Source organism: Candidatus Competibacteraceae bacterium, from assembly GCA_016713505.1.
Classification (GTDB): Bacteria; Pseudomonadota; Gammaproteobacteria; order Competibacterales; family Competibacteraceae; genus Competibacter_A.
On record JADJPA010000002.1, the window covers coordinates 150,846 to 169,519 of the forward strand.

The 18,674-nt window shown below is 61.7% G+C and carries 14 protein-coding genes and 1 pseudogene; 6 read left to right on the plus strand and 9 right to left on the minus strand.

All coding sequences use genetic code 11. The features are described from left to right. Nucleotides 1–7: 7 nt before the first annotated feature. From IPK09_15605 to IPK09_15620, 4 genes and pseudogenes are all read left to right on the plus strand, one after another. Nucleotides 8–973, plus strand: a complete 966-nt coding sequence (locus tag IPK09_15605; protein ID MBK7985024.1) for a tyrosine-type recombinase/integrase — start codon at nucleotides 8–10, stop codon at nucleotides 971–973. Further along, nucleotides 974–1,339, plus strand: a complete 366-nt coding sequence (locus tag IPK09_15610; GenBank protein MBK7985025.1) for a hypothetical protein — start codon at nucleotides 974–976, stop codon at nucleotides 1,337–1,339. 114 nt (nucleotides 1,340–1,453) lie between these two features. Beyond that, nucleotides 1,454–1,781 (plus strand): annotated as a pseudogene (locus IPK09_15615) (gluconate kinase). A 136-nt stretch (nucleotides 1,782–1,917) separates the two neighbouring features. After that, the gene (locus tag IPK09_15620) at nucleotides 1,918–3,762 is read left to right on the plus strand and encodes a phosphogluconate dehydratase (GenBank protein ID MBK7985026.1); all 1,845 of its coding nucleotides are present in this window, start codon (nucleotides 1,918–1,920) and stop codon (nucleotides 3,760–3,762) included. Nucleotides 3,763–3,778: 16 nt separating this feature from the next. On the opposite strand, the gene IPK09_15625 is transcribed toward IPK09_15620, so the two are convergent. Both IPK09_15625 and IPK09_15630 read right to left on the minus strand, forming a co-directional pair. Next, on the minus strand, nucleotides 3,779–6,226 hold the full coding sequence (locus IPK09_15625; GenBank protein MBK7985027.1) for an EAL domain-containing protein: 2,448 nt from the start codon (nucleotides 6,224–6,226) through the stop codon (nucleotides 3,779–3,781). Nucleotides 6,227–6,287: 61 nt separating this feature from the next. After that, on the minus strand, nucleotides 6,288–7,268 hold the full coding sequence (locus IPK09_15630; GenBank protein ID MBK7985028.1) for a fructokinase: 981 nt from the start codon (nucleotides 7,266–7,268) through the stop codon (nucleotides 6,288–6,290). 233 nt (nucleotides 7,269–7,501) lie between these two features. Here IPK09_15630 and IPK09_15635 point away from each other — a divergent pair, with 233 nt between their 5' ends. Beyond that, nucleotides 7,502–9,388: an alpha-amylase family protein gene (locus tag IPK09_15635; protein ID MBK7985029.1), complete on the plus strand. Its 1,887-nt coding sequence runs from the start codon at nucleotides 7,502–7,504 to the stop codon at nucleotides 9,386–9,388. Nucleotides 9,389–9,662: 274 nt separating this feature from the next. Further along, nucleotides 9,663–11,255, plus strand: a complete 1,593-nt coding sequence (locus tag IPK09_15640; protein MBK7985030.1) for a carbohydrate porin — start codon at nucleotides 9,663–9,665, stop codon at nucleotides 11,253–11,255. Nucleotides 11,256–11,364: 109 nt separating this feature from the next. Here the strand turns inward: IPK09_15640 and IPK09_15645 are convergent, their stop codons facing one another. From IPK09_15645 to IPK09_15675, 7 genes are all read right to left on the minus strand, one after another. Continuing rightward, nucleotides 11,365–11,940 (minus strand): GNAT family N-acetyltransferase, encoded by a 576-nt coding sequence (locus IPK09_15645; protein ID MBK7985031.1) that lies wholly within the window; start codon nucleotides 11,938–11,940, stop codon nucleotides 11,365–11,367. Nucleotides 11,941–11,978: 38 nt separating this feature from the next. Continuing rightward, on the minus strand, nucleotides 11,979–13,157 hold the full coding sequence (locus tag IPK09_15650; GenBank protein MBK7985032.1) for a DUF4032 domain-containing protein: 1,179 nt from the start codon (nucleotides 13,155–13,157) through the stop codon (nucleotides 11,979–11,981). A gap of 98 nt (nucleotides 13,158–13,255) precedes the next feature. Continuing rightward, nucleotides 13,256–14,248, minus strand: coding sequence for an aldo/keto reductase (locus tag IPK09_15655; protein MBK7985033.1), 993 nt, complete (start codon nucleotides 14,246–14,248; stop codon nucleotides 13,256–13,258). Between the two features lie 37 nt (nucleotides 14,249–14,285). Continuing rightward, nucleotides 14,286–15,554: an ABC transporter substrate-binding protein gene (locus IPK09_15660; protein ID MBK7985034.1), complete on the minus strand. Its 1,269-nt coding sequence runs from the start codon at nucleotides 15,552–15,554 to the stop codon at nucleotides 14,286–14,288. A gap of 63 nt (nucleotides 15,555–15,617) precedes the next feature. Continuing rightward, on the minus strand, nucleotides 15,618–16,763 hold the full coding sequence (gene ugpC / locus IPK09_15665) for a sn-glycerol-3-phosphate ABC transporter ATP-binding protein UgpC (GenBank protein MBK7985035.1): 1,146 nt from the start codon (nucleotides 16,761–16,763) through the stop codon (nucleotides 15,618–15,620). 98 nt (nucleotides 16,764–16,861) lie between these two features. Continuing rightward, nucleotides 16,862–17,689 (minus strand): carbohydrate ABC transporter permease, encoded by an 828-nt coding sequence (locus IPK09_15670; protein MBK7985036.1) that lies wholly within the window; start codon nucleotides 17,687–17,689, stop codon nucleotides 16,862–16,864. A gap of 3 nt (nucleotides 17,690–17,692) precedes the next feature. Further along, complete coding sequence (locus IPK09_15675) at nucleotides 17,693–18,670, minus strand: sugar ABC transporter permease (GenBank protein MBK7985037.1); 978 nt, start codon at nucleotides 18,668–18,670, stop codon at nucleotides 17,693–17,695. Nucleotides 18,671–18,674: the final 4 nt, after the last annotated feature.

Consider the following 18,674-nt stretch of genomic DNA (forward strand, 5'->3'; position numbering starts at 1 on the left):
GGCCCCGATGGACCGCGCTTCGAAGTTGCCAATTTCCGCCACGAACGCTTTAAGCAAAACTGATCGACCGTTCCCGGACGATTATTTGACCGCCGTGCCCGAGGAAGCCGTATGGCTGGCTAATTTTGTCTCGGCCCGCACCCGACGAACCTATCAAGCCGCCGTGCGGAGCTTCATCGCCTTCCACGGCCTAGAGGGCTCGCAAGAACTTCGCGCGATCGGCCAAAGCCATCTCATCGCTTGGCGCGAACACCTGATCCAGTCCGGGGCCAGCCCCCGCACCGTTCAGAACCGCTTGGCGGCCGTTTCCTCTTTGTTTCAACACCTCTGCGAGCGCCAAGTGGCGCCGCGCAATCCGGTCGCGGGAGTCAAGCGTCCCCGAGTCAATACCGACCGGGTCGAAGCGACCGCACTGACGCCCGAGCAAGTTCGCCGCCTGCTGCAAACCCCAGCGCCAGACACGCTCAAAGGAATGCGAGATCGGGCAATCCTGCATGTTCTGTTCTATACCGGCTGCCGGGTGTCAGAAGTGACTCACTTGAAAGTAAAGGATTTTTTTGAAGATGCCGGGTACTGGGTGCTGGATTTTCTGGTCAAGGGCGGCCAGCGCAACCGGTTGGCCATCCACCACGAACTGCAATTGGCGTTACGCGCTTATCTAGCGGTTGCCAGCCACGGCGGCGAACGAGAATCCCCGCTGTTCCTGACCGTCATGCGCGACCAGCGCCGAAAACCCCTGACCAGCCGCCAAGTCAGCAAACTCTTCCATCGTTATGCCTTTGAAGCGGATTTGCCTCTCGGAGTGACGCCGCACAGCGCGCGGGCAACCTTCATCACGGAGGCGCTAGACCGCAAGTGTCCCATCGAAGCGGTGCAAGCCTCGGTCGGCCACCGCCACATCGCCACCACCAAGATGTATGACAAGCGCAAACTGCATTACCGGGAAAGCGCCAGCTTCGCCGTTCGGTATTGAATGCGGAACGAACCGCCCGCCACTCAGCCTATCCTCGAAGCTGGTTTTCAACTCCGCGACTCCGTGCGGCACTGGAAAGGAAACGCTCGTGAAGCAGCACATCATTCGCTTATGCTTCATCAAAACGCAAAAGTGTTGGCCGTGCTTTCCGCAATAGGCTCTTTCATTTTTCTGATGCCAATGTCTCTATTCATGCTGGCGAGCTTGCCGTCTCAAGCAAGACCGACTTTATCGATGCTGTTCATCATGCCCGTGATGTACTTGATTGGGGTCTACGTCATGACGCTCATCGGCTGCGCCATCTACAATTTCATGGTCCGAGATATGGGCGGAATCGAATTCGAAACTGTACCTAAAGACGTTTGAACCCTCTGGTCCACGACCGGTCCTTGCTATCGCGTTTTCGACGCGCCGCCATACCACAGCCCTCCGCCGGGGAACGCGCTGCTTCGGCACGCGATGAGCCTGTTTGTCTAAACGAATGACGGCGTGCTGTCCAATCTCGGGGTCAACGCCATCGGGCCGGGCGAAATCGCCGTCACCATCGGCACCAGCGGCGCGCTACGGGCGGCGGCGGATCGCCCGCCGACCAATCCTGCGGGGCGCACCTTCTGTTACGCCCTGACCGACCGGCATTGGGTGATCGGCGGACCGGTCAACAACGGCGGCATCGTGTTCCGCTGGGTGCGCGATGAACTGACCGGCTCCGGTGGTGGAAACCGCCAAACGGCTGGGCATCGAACCTTACGAAGTGCTGACCCGCATCGCCGAGCGGGTCGCGCCCGGCGCGGAGGGGCTGCTGTTCCACCGCCGATTTATCGCGCCATTCCCACCAAACTCGAAGCCGAATACAACGCCATCGCCGCCTTTCAGCGGGAGACGTCCGCCACTGGCTCCACGACCGGAAGTATTGCGCCGCCGCCCCTGAAAGAGGAGAACAAATAATGACGCTTCATCCTACCGTTGCCGCCGTTACCGACCGCATCCGCCAGCGCAGCGCGACCACCCGCACCGCCTATTTGGCGCGACTCGAACAGGCGCGCGTGAATGGCCCAGTTCGCAAAAGCGTGTCTTGCACCAATCTGGCCCACGCCTTCGCCGCGTCCGCGCCGGCCGACAAAGCCAAGTTGCGCGAAATGCGCTGGCCTAGCATTGCCATCGTCTCCTCTTATAACGACATGCTGTCCGCCCATCAGCCGTTGGAGCGCTTCCCGGCGTTGATCAAGCAGGCGGCGCGGGAAGCGGGCGCGGTGGCGCAATTCGCGGGCGGCGTCCCGGCCATGTGCGACGGCGTGACCCAAGGCCAGCCGGGGATGGAGCTGTCGTTGTTCTCGCGCGATGTGATCGCCATGGCCACGGCGGTCGCGCTGTCTCATAACACCTTCGACGCCGCGCTGTATCTCGGCATCTGCGACAAAATCGTGCCGGGGCTGGTGATCGGCGCGTTGCATTTCGGCCACTTGCCGGCGATCTTCGTCCCCGGCGGGCCGATGCCTTCCGGTCTGCCCAACGCTGAAAAAGCCAAAATTCGCCAGCTGTACGCCGCAGGTAAGGTCGGCCGCGACGCGCTGCTGGAGTCCGAAGCGCGGTCCTATCACGCGCCGGGCACCTGCACTTTCTACGGCACCGCCAATTCCAACCAGATGCTGATGGAAGTCATGGGGCTGCACCTGCCCGGTTCGGCCTTCGTCCACCCTGACACCCCGCTGCGCGACGCGCTGACCCAAGCGGCGGCGCAACGCGCGGCCAAAATCACCGCCCTCGGCCAGGACTACATTCCGGTCGGGCGGGTGATCGACGAGCGGGCCATCGTCAACGGCATCGTCGGCCTGCTGGCCACCGGCGGTTCGACCAATCACACCCTGCATCTGGTGGCGATGGCTCACGCCGCCGGCATCGTCATCAACTGGGACGACTTCAGCGACCTCTCCACCGTGATCCCGCTACTCGCCGAGGTCTATCCCAACGGCAAGGCCGACGTGAACCAGTTTCACGCCGCCGGCGGGATAGGTTTTCTGATCGGGCAGTTGCTCGACGCCGGATTGGCGCATGGCGACACTCTCACCATCGCGGGCGAAGGGCTGGCGCACTATCGGCAGGAGCCTTATCTGAACAACGGCCAACTGGCTTGGCGGCCAGCGCCGCTGCAAAGCGGCGACGAGAAGATTTTACGGCCCGCCGCCCGACCGTTCAGCCCCGACGGCGGACTCAAATTGTTGAGCGGCAATCTGGGCCGCGCGGTCATCAAGACCTCGGCGGTCAAGCCGGAACATCGGGTGGTGGAGGCCCCTGCCCTCGTCTTCAACGATCAGGATGAACTCATGACCGCCTTCGAACGAAGCGAATTGCGGCGCGATTTCGTCGCGGTGGTGCGCTATCAGGGGCCGCGCGCCAACGGGATGCCGGAACTGCACAAGCTGACCCCGCCGCTCGGCGTGTTGCAGGATGCGGGTTTCAAGGTGGCGCTGGTCACCGATGGCCGCATGTCCGGCGCGTCCGGCAAGGTGCCGGCGGCGATTCACGTCACTCCGGAATGCCTGGCCGGCGGGCCGCTGGCCAAGGTACGCAACGGCGATGTGATCCGGCTCGACGGCGAGCGCGGCGTTCTCGAAGTCCGCGCGGCGGAATCAGAGTGGGCCGCGCGCCAACCGGAAACGCTGGATTTGAGCCATTATCAACACGGTCTCGGGCGCGAGCTGTTCGCCGGATTCCGGGCTAACGCCGCCGAAGCGGAACAGGGCGGGATCACCTTTCAATCCACCGAGAAAGCAACCGGCACCGCTGGATGATCGGCTTTCTTACAGCTCATTCGCTGGACCAAGGTTGCGGGTGGTCCACGGCGAAGCCTTGCGCGTAATCCACCCCGCTTTTGCGCAGGGCATCGACGATTTCCTGGGTGGCGGCGTACTCGCCCGCAGTCTTGATATTCATGGTATGGCCCAGACGGTTGATCATTTCGACCATGGCGCGAGCGACGGGATCGTCGATCATATCCTCGACCAGCTTGCCGTCGATTTTCAGATAATCCACGGGAATATGTTTGAGATAAGCGAACGATGACATTCCAGCGCCGAAATCATCCAGCGCGAACGAACAACCCAGGGCCCGTAATTCGTTGATGAAGCTGATCGCCTGCGCGAGATGGGTGACCGCCTGGGTCTCGGTAATCTCGAAGCACACATGACGGTGGGGAACCTGATATTGCTCGAAAAAACTTTTGATATCGGCCAGGAAATGCTTGTCGCCGAAGGAAGAGCCCGAGAGATTGATGGAAAACACCGCGTGTCGGTCGGATAAATTCGCCGCCAGCCGGCGGGCGATATCGCCGAGGGCGCGATCGATCACCCAGCGGTCGATCAGGGTCATCATGCCGAACCGTTCGGCGGCCGGGATGAACAATCCCGGCGGAATCAGTTTGCCATCTTCATCGCGCAATCGGATGAGAAGCTCGCAGCGCTCCCCCGAATCCGCGCCGCCTTGCAGGCCCAGAATGGGCTGCGCGTACAGGCAAAAGCGGTTCTCCTTGAGCGCGGTTTGCAGCCGCTGCGCCCAGGCCATCTCGCCAAAACGGGCGACCAAGTGCTCGTCGTCATCCCGGTAGACCTCAACCCGGTTGCGTCCGTTGTCTTTCGCCTTGTAACAGGCCATATCGGCCGCGCTCATCACCGCCCCCAAGTCGCTGTGCGGGCGATCCAGATGAATCAAACCGATGCTGGCGCTGATGGTAAACCGCCGCAACCCCCAGGTCAGAATGATTTGGCTGACCGCGCGGCGCAGTTCCTCGGCTTTTTGTTCGCCGTTTTCCGGCGGACAGTTGATGAGCAGCAACCCGAACTCGTCGCCGCCCATGCGCGCCAGCGTGTCCTGATCGCGCAAGTGCTGGCTCATGACGTCGGTCACCTGCTGCAACATGTCATCGCCGGCGGCATGGCCGCAAGTGTCGTTGATGATCTTGAATTGATCGAGGTCGATGAGCATCAAGACGTGCTGCTGGCTGTCCTCGCGCCGCAGGCCGCTCGGACCGTCGCGCCGCTGGAGGGTAGCGAGCGCCTGTGACAGTCGCGCCTCGAACTCGCGCCGGTTGGGCAATCCGGTGAGCGGGTCGTAGGCCGCCAGCCACGACAGCCGGTTGATGAGCTGCTGTTCCCGCGTGGTGTCGTGCAAGGCCAGCACCACACCCTGCGTCTCGCTGTCGTCCCGAACGGGTGAGGCGACCCAGGAGACCGGCACCGACGTGCCGTCCGACCGCACCAGCAAATGGTCGATTTCGCTGTGCAAGCCCGCGATCCGACCGTCGAGCAACTCCTCGGTGAGCAGCGCTCTTTCGATGCCCGTTTCCCGTTCGATCAACCGGATCATCTCGGTGAGCGGCGGATATCGAACCGCCGCTCCCGTTTCCGGAACCGATCGCTGGATCAAGCGCTGGGCGGCCGGGTTCATGTAGATGACCCGCCCTTGTCGGTCGGTGCTGACGACGGCCTCGCCGATGGACGCCAGGGTCACGGTGGCCCACTGGCGCTCGGCGACCAAGGTCTGCTCGATCCGGTGGCGCTCTTGCAGGAGGCGGAACGTGCGCCACACGATGGCGACCAGCAGCACCGATCCGAGCAGCACCTCGATCGCCAGCAATAGCCCGTAGACCCGATGGGCCATGGCGCCGAGCGTCAGGCTGAATTCGAATTCCTTGGGTTCCAGCGAGCGGTCGATTTCATCGATTTCGGCGGCGATTTCAGCCAAGCGCCGCGAATCGTCGCGGTTTTGCTGGTAATAAGCCGCTAGCTCGGCGCGCAGCGGTTCGAGGCGGGCCATGACCGCTTCGCCTTCGGACCACAGGCTGAGGATTTTTCGCACCATCTCGGTGTGGCGAAACGTCTGGTGCAGCCACGCGGCTTTCTCAATGTCCTCCGGCGGCATTCCAGCCTTGCTGAATTCTTCCAGAACGATGGCTGATTGATAGGGAGCGCCGACCGCCGCCGCGTGTCCCTTGCGAAAATGCTGGTGAATGTCCATCGCGGCATCGTGCCGTTGCAGGGCCAGCGGATCGCCGGTTTGCGCGTAGCGCAACAATTGAAAGGTCGCGCTTTTCTGGTTCTTGGCCCACAGATTCTCGCCGTAGCTGAAGCTGCGCGCCGCCATCAGAATTTCGAGGCTGAAAACACCAACCGTTACAATCGCCAGGAAGCCCGTGACAAAAGGCCAAGTGACACTCAACAGCGTGGGTGGGATGGAAGGGGTCGTTCCTGTTTCGGTCATGAACCTGCAAGCGCGTTTAACGGTTTCCCTGGTCGGCCTCGATGGCGAGGTCGCGCGCGTTTCAGAGCGAGCGACGGGCGTCCGCCGGCCGGTTATTCAGAAAAGCATACACTTTTTCCCGATCCGGCAGCGCCGGAATCGCCCCGCGCTCGGTCGTCGCCAGCGCCCCGACCGCGTTGGCGAAGCGACACCACTCACGCAAGCGAGCCTCGTTGGCGAAGGCGGCCGGATCGGCGAGCAACCCTTGCAGCAAGCCGGCCACGAAACCGTCCCCCGCCCCGGTCGCATCGACCGCCTCAACGGCAAAGCTTTCGACCGCGCCGGTAAAGCGGGGCGTGAAGTAAACGCACCCCGCCCGTCCGCGCGTGGCGACCATGAGCTTCAAACCGTCGTGCCAGAGCGCCTGGCAGGCCTGCTCCAGATCGTTGATCCCGGTCAGAAACGCCGTTTCATCGTCGCTGATTTTGACGATCTGGGCCTTTTTCAAGCCGAGCAGCAGCCCTTCCCGCGCGGTGGCGGCATCCGGCCACAACGGCAGTCGCAGATTGGGGTCGTAGGAAATCAGACAGCCGGCGGCGCGGGCCTCATCAACCGCATACAAAGTGGCGCCGCGCGAGGGTTCGCCGATCAGGCTGATCGAGCCGAAATGCAACAATTTGGCCCGTTTGATCGCCCCGACATCGACCTCCCGTGGCGCGAACAACATATCGGCGCTGGGATGGCGGTAGAACATGAATTCCCGTTCGCCGTCGGCGCGCAGCGAGACGAACGCCAACGCGGTGCGCGCCTCGCTGGAAAAACGCAGCGAACTGACATCGACCCCAGTTTCGGCTAAGGTGTCGGCCAGAAAATGGCCGAACGCATCGTCGCCGACTTTGCCCATGAAAGCGCTCGTGATGCCGAGCCGGGCCAGGCCGACCGCCACGTTGCCGGGCGCGCCGCCCGGCGCTTTGATGAAGGCGGGCGCGTCGGTCAAGCCGGTGCCGGTGACGGTGGGAACAAAATCGATCAGCAGTTCGCCAAGGCAAATCGCATCCGCCATGCTGGGGCTCCTTTTACGAGATAAACAGGCCGGGAATGACCGCGAGTCAATTCTTTGCGCCGAATAACCTTTCGTGCGCCTCAAGGGCGACTTCATTTATTAGTGTAATGCCATCTCCCCGCGGAAACGATCCATTACCTACTTCTGGAAAATTCATGAATAGCTTATCCGTTGCCGGTGACCTCAACCCGCAAAAGTTGCTCGACGACCTGCTGCAAGGCCCCTTGCAGTCGATGGGTCCCTTGGAACAGGCTATCTTCCGCATCCGGTTCGACCTACATCTGCCGGATGTAGTACGGCCGCTGAGCGCGCTGTACGGCGCGCGCGCGGACTTCAGCGCGCAGCTCGCCAACCTGCTCGCCATCGCGGCGCGTGCTTACGCCGCTCGGTCGGAAGAATTGCGCCTGCTCGACCTGCGTCGCGCCAGCGAGCCCGACTGGTTCCAACAGCCCCGTATGGTCGGTTACGTTTGCTACGTGGACCGCTTCGCCGGCGATCTCATCGGCGTCAAGGCCAAAATTCCCTATCTCAAGGAGCTCGGCATCACCTACCTGCACCTGATGCCGCTGCTCAAGCCCCGCCCCGGCGCCAACGACGGCGGCTATGCCGTCATGGACTACCGCCAAGTCAATCCCGATTACGGCACCATGGACGACTTGCGCGAGCTGGCGACCGCTTTGCGGCGCGAAGGCATCAGCCTGTGCGTCGATCTGGTGTGCAACCACACCGCCGAAGAGCATGAATGGGCTCGCCGGGCGGTCGCCGGCGATCCGATCTACCAGCAATATTATTACCTGTTTCCCGACCGGATCATGCCCGACCAGTACGAAATGACCTTGCCGGAGGTGTTCCCCGACTTTGCGCCGGGCAATTTCACCTATATCGACCAGTGTCAGCGCTGGGTCTGGACCACCTTCAACGACTATCAGTGGGATTTGAACTACACCAATCCGGCGGTTCTCGCCGAGATGCTGGACACTATCCTGTTTCTAGCCAATCAAGGCGTGGAAATCTTGCGGCTGGATGCGGTCGCCTTCATGTGGAAGCGGCTTAAGACCGACTGCCAGAACCAGCCGGAGGCACACGCGATTTTACAAGTCTTTCGAGCGCTGACCCGGCTGGCCGCGCCCGGCCTGATCTTCAAGGCCGAAGCCATCGTCTCTCCCGACAAACTGCTGCCGTATCTAGGTTTGGGAGCGGCCACCCACAAGGAATGCGAGATCGCCTATCACAATGTGTTCATGGTGTTGCTGTGGAGCAGTCTGGCCGAACGACGGGTGGTCTTGATGACCCACGCCCTGCAAAACATGCCCGATACCCCCGTCAATTGCGCCTGGCTGACCTATGTCCGCTGCCACGACGACATCGGTTGGGCGGTGCGCGACGAGGACGCCGCCGCCATCGGCCTGTCCGGCTTCCTGCACCGGGCGTTTCTCAGCGACTTCTACAGCGGCCGCTTCCCCGGCACCTTCGCTCGGGGCGCCACCTTCCAGCACAACCCCAAGACCGGCGACCGGCGGATCAGCGGCACCCTGGCCTCCCTGGCCGGACTGGAAGCCGCCGTTGAAAAACGAGACTGGCGGGAAACCGATCTGGCCGCGCGCCGCATCCTGCTGCTGCACGCCCTGATCCTGGCCTTCAACGGCATCCCCGCCCTCTACATGGGCGACGAACTAGGTTTGCTGAACGACCCCGGCTATTTGGACGATCCTCACCTCGCCGACGATAACCGCTGGCTGCACCGCCCCTTCATGGACTGGCATAAGGCCGAACGACGGCACGACTGGCAAACGAGCACCGCCCGGATTTTCCAGGGCGTCCGCGCCATGATCCAGGCCGTCAAAAACCTGCCGGGCCTGCACGCCCAAGCCCGCTGTTACCCAGTTTGGACCCATAACGAACAAGTCTTCGGCATGATCCGCGCCAGCGCCCGGGGGCGGCTGCTGGTATTGGCCAATTTCACCGAGCACCGGCAGACGGTTTCTCGCCATCGAGCTCACGACATGGACTTCAAGGGGGAACTGGTCGACCGCTTGGAGGGCGAGACGCTGGATAGCTGGTCGGAATTGGCGCTTGATCCCTATCAAGTCCTGTGGCTGGAACAAGTCGCCACGGCGTAAGCCGGTTGCGGCTTAACAACAGGCGGCATCAGCCCGCAAATCGACCCCGGCCTCCAAGCTGGAACTTTTGTCGTTCTGCAATAAGGCAACTTTGTTGCTACACTTATTTTGCGCTTGCGCAGCATCATTAAATCTGTATGAAAACCATAATTAATAATGCAAGAACTCGGGCTTACGGAGCTTTAAAGAAACTGAGTCTTGCAAGCAAGTTGTGATTGGCGAGTTGGTTTCCATACAGCCTCTTACGCCCACAACACCGAGGAAACCCAAAATTATGAAAAAAACCACACTGAGCATCAGTATCGCGTTGGCCCTGATGGTCGGCGCCACCACGGTTGACGCCGCGGGGAAGAGCACGCTGGCAAAACGTCATTCCGCAGGCAAAAGTATGCTGGCAAAACGGCTTTCGAATCTGGAGAGGCGCATCGAACAAGCCGAAATGCGAGCGGAGCAAGCCGAAGCCCGCGCCAAGCGAGCTGAGGCCAAGGTCAGGCAGACCGACGCGCAAGTCCAACAGGTGGAGGAGGTTCAGGCCAAACAAGTGGCGGCTCCGGCCGCTCCGGCCGCAAAACCCGGCGAACCCACCAAGGAATTTACCTTCAAGGCCTATGCCCGTGCCGGCACGCTGTTCGACGACAACTTCAACGGCGTCAAGGGGACAGGACCCTACATGAGTCCGGCCGGTCGGCTCGGCGCGTCGGTCGGTCGGCTGGGAGTGGAACAGGACAAGTACATGGAAGCCGATTTGCAGATGAAGCAGACTTTGGCCAATGGCGCTTACGCAAAGTATTTCTTGATGATCGCCGATGGCGTCGACACCAACAACGACTGGACCGCCGCCGACAGCCAACTGAACGTCCGCCAAGTCTATGCGGAGCTCGGCAACCTACCCAGCTTCACCGGCGCGTTCAAGGATTCGATTCTATGGGCGGGCAAACGGTTCGACCGCAACAACTTCGACATCCATCTCTTCGATTCAGATATCGTCTTTCTGGCGGGCACCGGCGCCGGTATTTACGACGTCAAGCCCAGCGACACCTGGAAAACCAACCTGTCGCTGTACGGCCGCGATTTCGGCGTCGTCGAAAGCTCCAGCATGAAAGTCCAGAATTACATCCTCTCCAGCAACAACTACTTCAATATAAGCCCCGATTCGCCCAACTATTGGCAGCTCATGCTCTCGATCATGAACGCCAACGACAACGCCGACCGCAAGGCCGATTCGGCCAGGAACGGCGTCCACGCCATGGTGGCTTACGGCGACGACAAAAGCTTCTATGGCTTGCGTCAAGGCAACTCGAAAAGTGGAATTATCTACGGTCACGGCTTGGGAGCGCAGGCTAAAAACATCGGCGCCGACGGCGATTTGACTGAAGACGCCAAGGCGGTGCGCGCCTTTACCTACGGCGGCACCCAAATCGCTCCCAACTGGCGGGTCGTCGGGGGGTTGATGGCCGAACACAGCAAGGATCGTTATACGAAGGGCGACGAATACAATTGGGCCTCTCTCGATCTGCGGTTCGCCCAGGCCATCACGCAGAACTTCCAAATGGTCTACGACGCGGGCTATCAGTATATGGACCTTGACAATGGCACCAAAACGCCGGGCGTCAATAACTCGGCCAGCGGTAGTTTTTATCGGCTGACCATCGCGCCCACGTTCAAGCTCGACACCTCCGAATTCTTCATGCGGCCGGAACTGCGGTTCATGGTGAGCTACTTGGGTTGGGATAAGAGTCTGAACGGCTTCAAATATGCCGATCTGTTGACCGATACTGAAGCAGACCACGACTCTTTCTTCGGTAATACTCGATTCACCGGCAGCGACCGCTGGCTGTTTGGAACCCAGATGGAAATTTGGTTCTGACGGGCGGGACCGCCACCCACGGGCTCCGCGCTCTCGGAATCGCCGGATTCCGAGAGCCGGCTCGCGACCGCCGCACGCCAGACACCTGCTCGTCGTGGGGCAAGCGCCCTCAAAGTATTTTTATCGCCGTGGCGATGCCGGCGCTGGTCTGGGGCAGTTCGAAACCGAATCGCACCAGCATTTCGGTCATCGCTCGGTTTTCCTGAAGGCACAACGCGGTCAGCTGCCGGATGCCGCGCGCCCGCGCCGCATCGGCCAGCACGCGCAGCAGCGCGCTCCCCAACCCGATCCGCCGCCAAGCCGGATGCACGACAAAGGCGATTTCCGCGTGGTTCTGACCGGGGCTGCTTTCATAGCGGGCGATGCCGGCGCCCTGCTCGTCCTCGCTAAAAGCCACCACCGCCAACCGCAACCGATAATCGACATGAACCAACGAATGCAAGCGGCGAGCATCGAGCTTGGGCTGCGCCGTGAAGAAGCGTTGATAAAGCGTGTCTGCATCCGCGCGGCGCCATTCGCGCTCGATCACCAACTCATCGGCCGGAACGATCGGTCGGACGAACACCGCGCGGCCGTCCCGCAAGGACAAAGCCTGTTCGAGTTCCACCGGATAGCCTGGCGGGCGAGCGGCGTGAGCGGGCGCCTGACGCGCCGGGAACGGGGGGGTCGGCTGTTCTTGGTTCATGCGGCGTGATCGCTGGCGCCCGAATCGCTGGCGGCGGGTCAATAATCCGGCCGGTCCACCGCCAGCCAATCCTGGAACGCGGCTTCGGTACCGACATCGCAGCCGGATTCGCAAGATTTCAGATAGCGGTGGCGCAGCACCGCGCAATAAGCCTGGATGGGATCGGCGATCTCGGCCATCGCCCGCAACCGCTCCAGCATCGGCTCCAAGACGCCCGCCCGCCAGCGCACGGCGGCCACTTCCTTACCGGTGGCGGTGGTGGCCCCGGTCAAACATTGATAGTAGTGTAGGTCCGAAAGCACTTGCCGGGCTTGGCGTTCCAGGGCTTCGACCCCGGTCAAGCGCTGGAGTTTGGCGGAATGGAAATTCCGACCGCCGACTTTGACCTTCATCCGCAGCCGGCCGCCGCCGTCGGCCGGCAGTAGGTCGACCTCGTCCACATCGAAACCGAGGTCGTTGAGCCGATCGATCTTTTCAGTGATCTTGAACCCCTCCTCCGGGGCGATGGTCCGGGTTTCGGTCAATTCCCGCCACAAGTTTCGGTAGCGTTCCGCGATCTCCTCGCCCAGCATCAGATCGGCGTCATCGATGGATAATCCCCGTGAGGCGGCGATGTCGGCCATGCCCCCGGCGACATTGATGGTCATGATCTCCAAATCTTCCTCGCGCTGGCCCGCGGACAAGGATTCGCGCAGCACGGCGGTTTCGGCGTCGATCATGATCGGCTCGATAGCTTCGGCGTCGTAGCGGTACAGCACGTTGGCCAGCGAGCAATCTCCCCAAAAGCAGCCGGCCAGATGCAACTCCACCAGCAACCCGGCGAAAGCGTCGAGCATCTGTTCGCGGCGCGCGCCGAAATCATGATCCTGCACTAAATCCTGGTAAGTAAAGGAGTGTTCCAGATAGCGGGTGATGATGGCCGCCGAACGCTCGGCCCCGTGATCGGGATGCCGCCCTTCGACGATGCCGACCGGCACGGCGGCGGTGACATCCTGGGTTTCCAACGCCCGCAGCACTTCATAATCCTGGCGGGCGGCGTTGCGCGGCAGTTCCTTAACGACGTAAAGCCCTTGTTCGTAAGCCACGAAGCGGACTTCATGCCGGGAGGGACCGCGCGGCAGCTCGACGAAACGCTCGCCGGGCCAGTCGATGATGGAGTCCAGCCAGGGCAAATCGAGAAAGGCCGGGTGTCCGGGTCGGACTTTGAGAGAAAACATGTAAAGTCAGTCACGCCCCAAGCGAATGAAAACAACCACCGCCGTCGCTCGAAAACCAGGCAGCGACGCTCGACCGAAGCCGAGTTCGGCGCGGTGGATCAAGCGGCCAAGACCGCCTCGATGGCTTGTAGTTCCTCCGGCTGGAACGGCGCCGCTGGCAAGGCCGCGACGCCCTCTTCGATCTGTTGCACCCGACTGGCCCCGATCAATGCGGAGGTCACGCCGGCATGACGCAACACCCAGGCCAGCGCCAGCTGCGCCAAAGTCTGGCCCCGCTGCCGCGCGATAGCGTTGAGTTGCCGGATCTGCGCGCGCTTTTGCGGGGTGATGTCGTCAGGCCGCAAAAAGCCGTGGGCCTTCGCCGCTCGGGAACCGTCGGGAACGCCATCGAGATAGTTATCGGTTAGCAAGCCCTGTGCCAGCGGCGAGAACACGATGCAGCCGATCCCTTCCTCGGCCAGTACAGCCAGCAAGCCCTGTTCGAGCTCCCGGTCGAACAGGCTGTAGCGCGGCTGGTGGATCAGGCACGGTGTTCCCAGCTCGCGCAACAGCCGCGCGGCTTGGCGGGTCTGTTCCGGCGAGTAGGCCGAAATGCCGGCATACAGCGCCTTACCCTGTCGCACGAGGTGATCCAGTGCGCCCATCGTTTCCGCCAAGGGGGTGTTGGGATCAGGGCGATGATGATATAAGATATCCACGTAATCCAGGCCCAACCGCCGCAAACTCTGATCGAGACTGGCCACCAGATATTTGCGCGACCCCCAGTCGCCGTAGGGGCCGGGCCACATCAAATGGCCCGCCTTGGTGGAGATGATGAGTTCATCCCGGTAGTTCAGCAAATCCCGCCGCAAAATCCGGCCGAAGGTTTCCTCGGCCGAACCCGGCGGCGGCCCGTAGTTGTTGGCCAAATCGAAATGGGTGATCCCCAGATCGAACGCGCGCAACACCATGTCCCGGCCGTTGGCGAAAACATCGACTTCGCCGAAGTTGTGCCACAGCCCCAGGGAAATGGCGGGCAGCACCAGCCCGCTGCGGCCGCAGCGCTGGTAACGCATGGCGTGGTAACGGTCGCTGGCGGGAATGACCGGCATGGTGAGCCTCCAAAGTGAGCGCCAAGCGCTGCTGGGATTATTGACCGGCACGAACCTTGAGCAACCGCAATTGGTCTTGCAGCCCGCTCAGACTGGTCGGGGCCGTGGCGCGGCCCTCCAGCACGGCATGGACGGCATCCCAAAAATGCGTCGTGACCGCCATGTAGTTGGCGCCGGCGCGGGCGGCGGGCCGGATGACCGCACGTTCTAAAACGGGCCGCAGCGCGGTGAAAATAGGCTGGGCCGCCGCCAGTTCTGGATCATCGTACAAATGCATGAGGGTCGGCGCGTAGGAGCCGGCGACGGCCCGCTGCTTCTGCACCGCTTCGCCGGTTAGATAGCGCACCAGATCGGCCGCCACCGCCGGGTTTTTGGAGTATTTGGAAACGGCCAGTTGCCAGCCGCCTTGCGTGCTGGCGGAGGCGCCCTTAAGGCCGCCCTTGGGTAGCGGAGCGACACCGACCTTGCCGGCTATCGGACTGTCTTTGCCGTTGACCAGCGCCCAGGCATAAATCCAGTTGCGCATGAAGGCGGCGTTACCAAGTTGGAAAGTCTGCCGGGCGTCTTCCTCGTTGAACGACAGCACGCGCGGCGGCGCGACGGTGCCGATCCAACTCGCCGCCCGCGCCACCGCCATGACGGCCTGAGGGTTGTCGGCCGTGATGGCGCCGTCGGCGCCGATGATCGTGCCGCCGTTGTAGGCGGCGATCCATTCTAGTGCGTTACAGCTTAGGCCCTCGTAAGCTCCGCCCTGGAAGACGTAACCCCAAAATTCCGCCGAACCGCCGGCCTTGCGTTCCTGGGTCTGGATATACAGCGCCGTATCCGCCAGTTCCGACCAGTCCTGAGGCACCGGCAAGCCGTATTTCTCCAGCAAATCCTTGCGGTAGTACAACATGCCCGCATCGGTGAACCAGGGCGCGCCGACCAGCCGCCCCTCCACCGTGTTGTTGGCGACGAGGGTCGGGAAGTGGCGCTGGATCTCCTCCGGGGGGATGTACTGTTTTAAATCCACCAAATGCTTGGCCAACAGGCCCGGCCAGATCACGTCGATCTGGTAGACATCGGTGCGGCTGTCGCCCGCGCCGAGATCGACCAAGTATTGAAAGTAGCGTTCGTTGGTCCGGTTCGGGGGGGTGAGGACCGTCACCTGATTGCCGGTGGCCTTGGCCCAGGCGCTGGTCGCCTGTTCGCAAAACTCCCGCTCCTGACCGACCGCCCCGCAGGAAATCGTCACATTGACCGCCGAGGCGGAAAGCGAGACCGCCAGCAGCGCGCCGAAAATAAAAACTGCTGTTGAGTGCATCATCGCAGCGCGTCCATGAGTGAGGGTGATGGATTCCGGTGCTCCGTCATGGGACGCATCCGGCTATTGCAGTACGGGCATGGTCTCGGCGACGGCTTCGATCCGCCGCTTGAAGGCGCGCCCCTTTTCATCGAACAGATGGCAGTGTTGGGGCGCCATGACCAGCGTGAGATGGTCGCCCATCTTGGCGTAGGTATCCCCTTCCTGCCGGACGATCACGTGGTTGGTCACCCCAGGCACCTGCGTGTAGATGAACGACGATTCGCCCAGATGCTCGACGTAGGCCACTTCGGCCTGAACGCTGTTGTCGCCGCCACCGATGGTCACGTGTTCGGGGCGGATACCGAGCGTCACCGCAGCGCCGGGCTTGGCGGCCGAGGCGTCGACCGCCGCCCGCACCGTCGCTCCGTCCGGCAAGGTCATGGCAGCGATACCACTTTCGATACTGGCCAGTTTTCCGGGAAGAAAGTTCATCTTGGGCGAGCCGATGAAGCCGGCGACGAACAGATTGACAGGATGATGATATAACTCTAAGGGCGGGCCGATCTGGGCCACGCTACCCTCCTCGATCACCGGTTTGCCGGCGTTTAGCAACACGATTTTGTCGGCCAGGGTCATGGCTTCCACCTGATCGTGGGTGACGTAGATCATGCTCGCGCCCAGGTCGTGGTGCAGCTTGGAAATTTCGATCCGAGTTTGCACCCGCAGCGCGGCGTCCAGGTTGGACAGCGGTTCGTCGAACAAGAAGACGCCGGGCTTGCGGACGATGGCGCGGCCGATGGCGACCCGCTGGCGCTGGCCGCCGGACAGCTCTTTCGGCAACCGCTCCAGCAGGTGCTCCATTTGCAGAATTTTCGCCGCCCAGTGCACGCGGTTCTTGATCTCGCCGCTGTCCTCCTTGGCGAGCTTGAGGCCGAAGGCCATGTTGTCGAAGATCGTCATGTGCGGGTACAGCGCGTAGGACTGAAACACCATCGCCACGCCGCGCTGCGACGGCGGCACATTATTGACCTTCTTGCCGCCGATGGTCATTTCGCCGGAGCTGATATCCTCCAAGCCGGCCACCAGCCGCAGCAGCGTGGATTTGCCGCAGCCTGAAGGTCCGACGAACACCGCGAATTCGCCGTCCTCGATATCGAGATCGACCCGCTCGATGACGCGGACGTCCTTGAACGCCTTGCTAACGTTGCGCATACGAATATCGGCCATCGTGAATCGCTCCTCAAATCAATGGATTCGTTGGGATCGCACGGCTCGACGCGCCACGCCATCCGCCCGAATGGTTAAAAAGGGGTCATCAAGTTGAATTAGCCTTTCACCGCGCCGGCGGTCAGCCCGGACACGATGCGCCGCTGAAAGATCAACACCAGCGCCACCACCGGCAGGGTGACGATGACGGAGGCCGCCATGATGTTGCCCCACGGCAACTCGTATTGGCTGGCCCCGCTGATCAGCGCAATGGCGACCGGCACCGTGCGCTGGGTATTGGTCAAGGTGAAGGTGAGCGCGAACAGGAATTCGTTCCAGGCGGCGATGAACGCCAGCAGGCCGGTGGTGACCAGCGCCGGCCACATCAGCGGCATGAACACCTTGACGATGATCTCCCACGGGCTGGCGCCGTCCATGATCGCCGCTTCCTCCAGTTCCTTGGGCAGATCGCGCATGAAGGTGGTCAGCACCCACACCGTAAACGGCAAGGTGAAGATCATGTAGGAAATCATCAACCCTAACAGGTTGTTGTACAGGCCCAGGCCCCGGATCAGCTCGAACATGCCGGACAAGACCGCCACTTGCGGAAACATCGACACGCCCAGCACGGTCAGCAACAGCACGCCCCGGCCCCGGAATTGCACCCGGCCCAGGGCGAAGGCCGCCGTCACGCCGAAAAACAGCGACAGCGCCACCACCGCGAACGACACCAGCACCGAGTTGAACAGGTTATGGGCGAAGGGCTGTTCCCGAAACACCGAAACGTAGTTATCCCAATTCCAAGTGGAAGGGAAATACTCAACGCTGAACAACTGCGAACCCGCTTTGAGCGAGGTGACGATGGCGTAGTAGAACGGAAACACTGAATACAGGATGATCGCCGCCACCAGCGCATAAAAAGCGATCCAACCGACGATGCGTTTCATGGCTTACCTCCCGTCAAAACGGACGCGGCCGAAGGCCATGTACAACACCACGCACAAGCCCACGGTCAAAAACAACAAGGTCGAAGCCGCCGAGCCGTAACCCACCGACTGGAAATCGACCAGTTGCTGGCGGGCATAGACCGACATCGACATGGTGTCCTTGCTATTGGAGGTCAGCACGTAGATCAAATCGAAGATGCGCAGGGCGTCCAGCAGGCGGAAAATCACCGCCACCATCAACGCCGGCTTGATCAGCGGCAAGGTGACCTTGAAAAACACCCGCACCGGATGGATGCCATCGACGCGGGCCGCCTCGTAGCAGTCGGTCGGCAGCATCTGGAGCGCGGCCAGAATCAGCAAGGCCATGAACGGCGTGGTTTTCCAAACATCGACCATGATTACCGCCGTCAACGCCAGATCGGGGCTGGCGGTCCAAGCCAGCGGCGAGGAAATCAGCCCGAGGCCCATCAGCATGTGATTGAGGATCCCGAACTGGTCGTGCATCATCCAGCCCCACATCTTGGCCGAGACGATGGTCGGAATCGCCCAAGGAATCAACACCGCCGCCCGCACCAGGCTGCGGCCCGGAAAGGAGGCGTTGAGCACCAGGGCGACCACCATGCCCAAAATGGTTTCCAGCGTGACGGAAATCGCTGAAAACTTCAGCGTGTTCCAAACGGCGTTCCACCACTCGCCATCGGCCAGCACGCCGTACCATTCGCCGTTGTTGTAAGCGAGATAGTTTTCAAAACCGATGAATTTAGCGTTACTCAAATCCGACAGGTTAGCGTCGGTGAAGCTGAACCAGATGGTGCGAAACAGCGGCCAGCCGGCCACCATCACCAGCAGAATCAGCATCGGGGTCAGAAACAGCCACGCCGCCCGGACGCGGCTGCGCGTGAGTTGGGATTTTTGCGCTGGAGCGGCGATGCTGGCCACGCTGGCCGCCCGGTCGCCGAGTTCGGCTGCTGCGGTCGCCATGAGA

Coding starts and splice junctions, on each gene's coding strand:
- IPK09_15655 (MBK7985033.1), bottom strand. CDS start 14,248: ATGCCGGTCATTCCCGCCAGCGACCGTTACCACGCCATGCGTTACCAG.
- IPK09_15640 (MBK7985030.1), top strand. CDS start 9,663: ATGAAAAAAACCACACTGAGCATCAGTATCGCGTTGGCCCTGATGGTC.
- IPK09_15645 (MBK7985031.1), bottom strand. CDS start 11,940: ATGAACCAAGAACAGCCGACCCCCCCGTTCCCGGCGCGTCAGGCGCCC.
- IPK09_15635 (MBK7985029.1), top strand. CDS start 7,502: ATGGGTCCCTTGGAACAGGCTATCTTCCGCATCCGGTTCGACCTACAT.
- IPK09_15650 (MBK7985032.1), bottom strand. CDS start 13,157: ATGTTTTCTCTCAAAGTCCGACCCGGACACCCGGCCTTTCTCGATTTG.
- ugpC (MBK7985035.1), bottom strand. CDS start 16,763: ATGGCCGATATTCGTATGCGCAACGTTAGCAAGGCGTTCAAGGACGTC.
- IPK09_15670 (MBK7985036.1), bottom strand. CDS start 17,689: ATGAAACGCATCGTCGGTTGGATCGCTTTTTATGCGCTGGTGGCGGCG.
- IPK09_15630 (MBK7985028.1), bottom strand. CDS start 7,268: ATGGCGGATGCGATTTGCCTTGGCGAACTGCTGATCGATTTTGTTCCC.
- IPK09_15620 (MBK7985026.1), top strand. CDS start 1,918: ATGACGCTTCATCCTACCGTTGCCGCCGTTACCGACCGCATCCGCCAG.
- IPK09_15605 (MBK7985024.1), top strand. CDS start 8: ATGGACCGCGCTTCGAAGTTGCCAATTTCCGCCACGAACGCTTTAAGC.
- IPK09_15675 (MBK7985037.1), bottom strand. CDS start 18,670: ATGGCGACCGCAGCAGCCGAACTCGGCGACCGGGCGGCCAGCGTGGCC.
- IPK09_15625 (MBK7985027.1), bottom strand. CDS start 6,226: ATGACCGAAACAGGAACGACCCCTTCCATCCCACCCACGCTGTTGAGT.
- IPK09_15610 (MBK7985025.1), top strand. CDS start 974: ATGCGGAACGAACCGCCCGCCACTCAGCCTATCCTCGAAGCTGGTTTT.
- IPK09_15660 (MBK7985034.1), bottom strand. CDS start 15,554: ATGCACTCAACAGCAGTTTTTATTTTCGGCGCGCTGCTGGCGGTCTCG.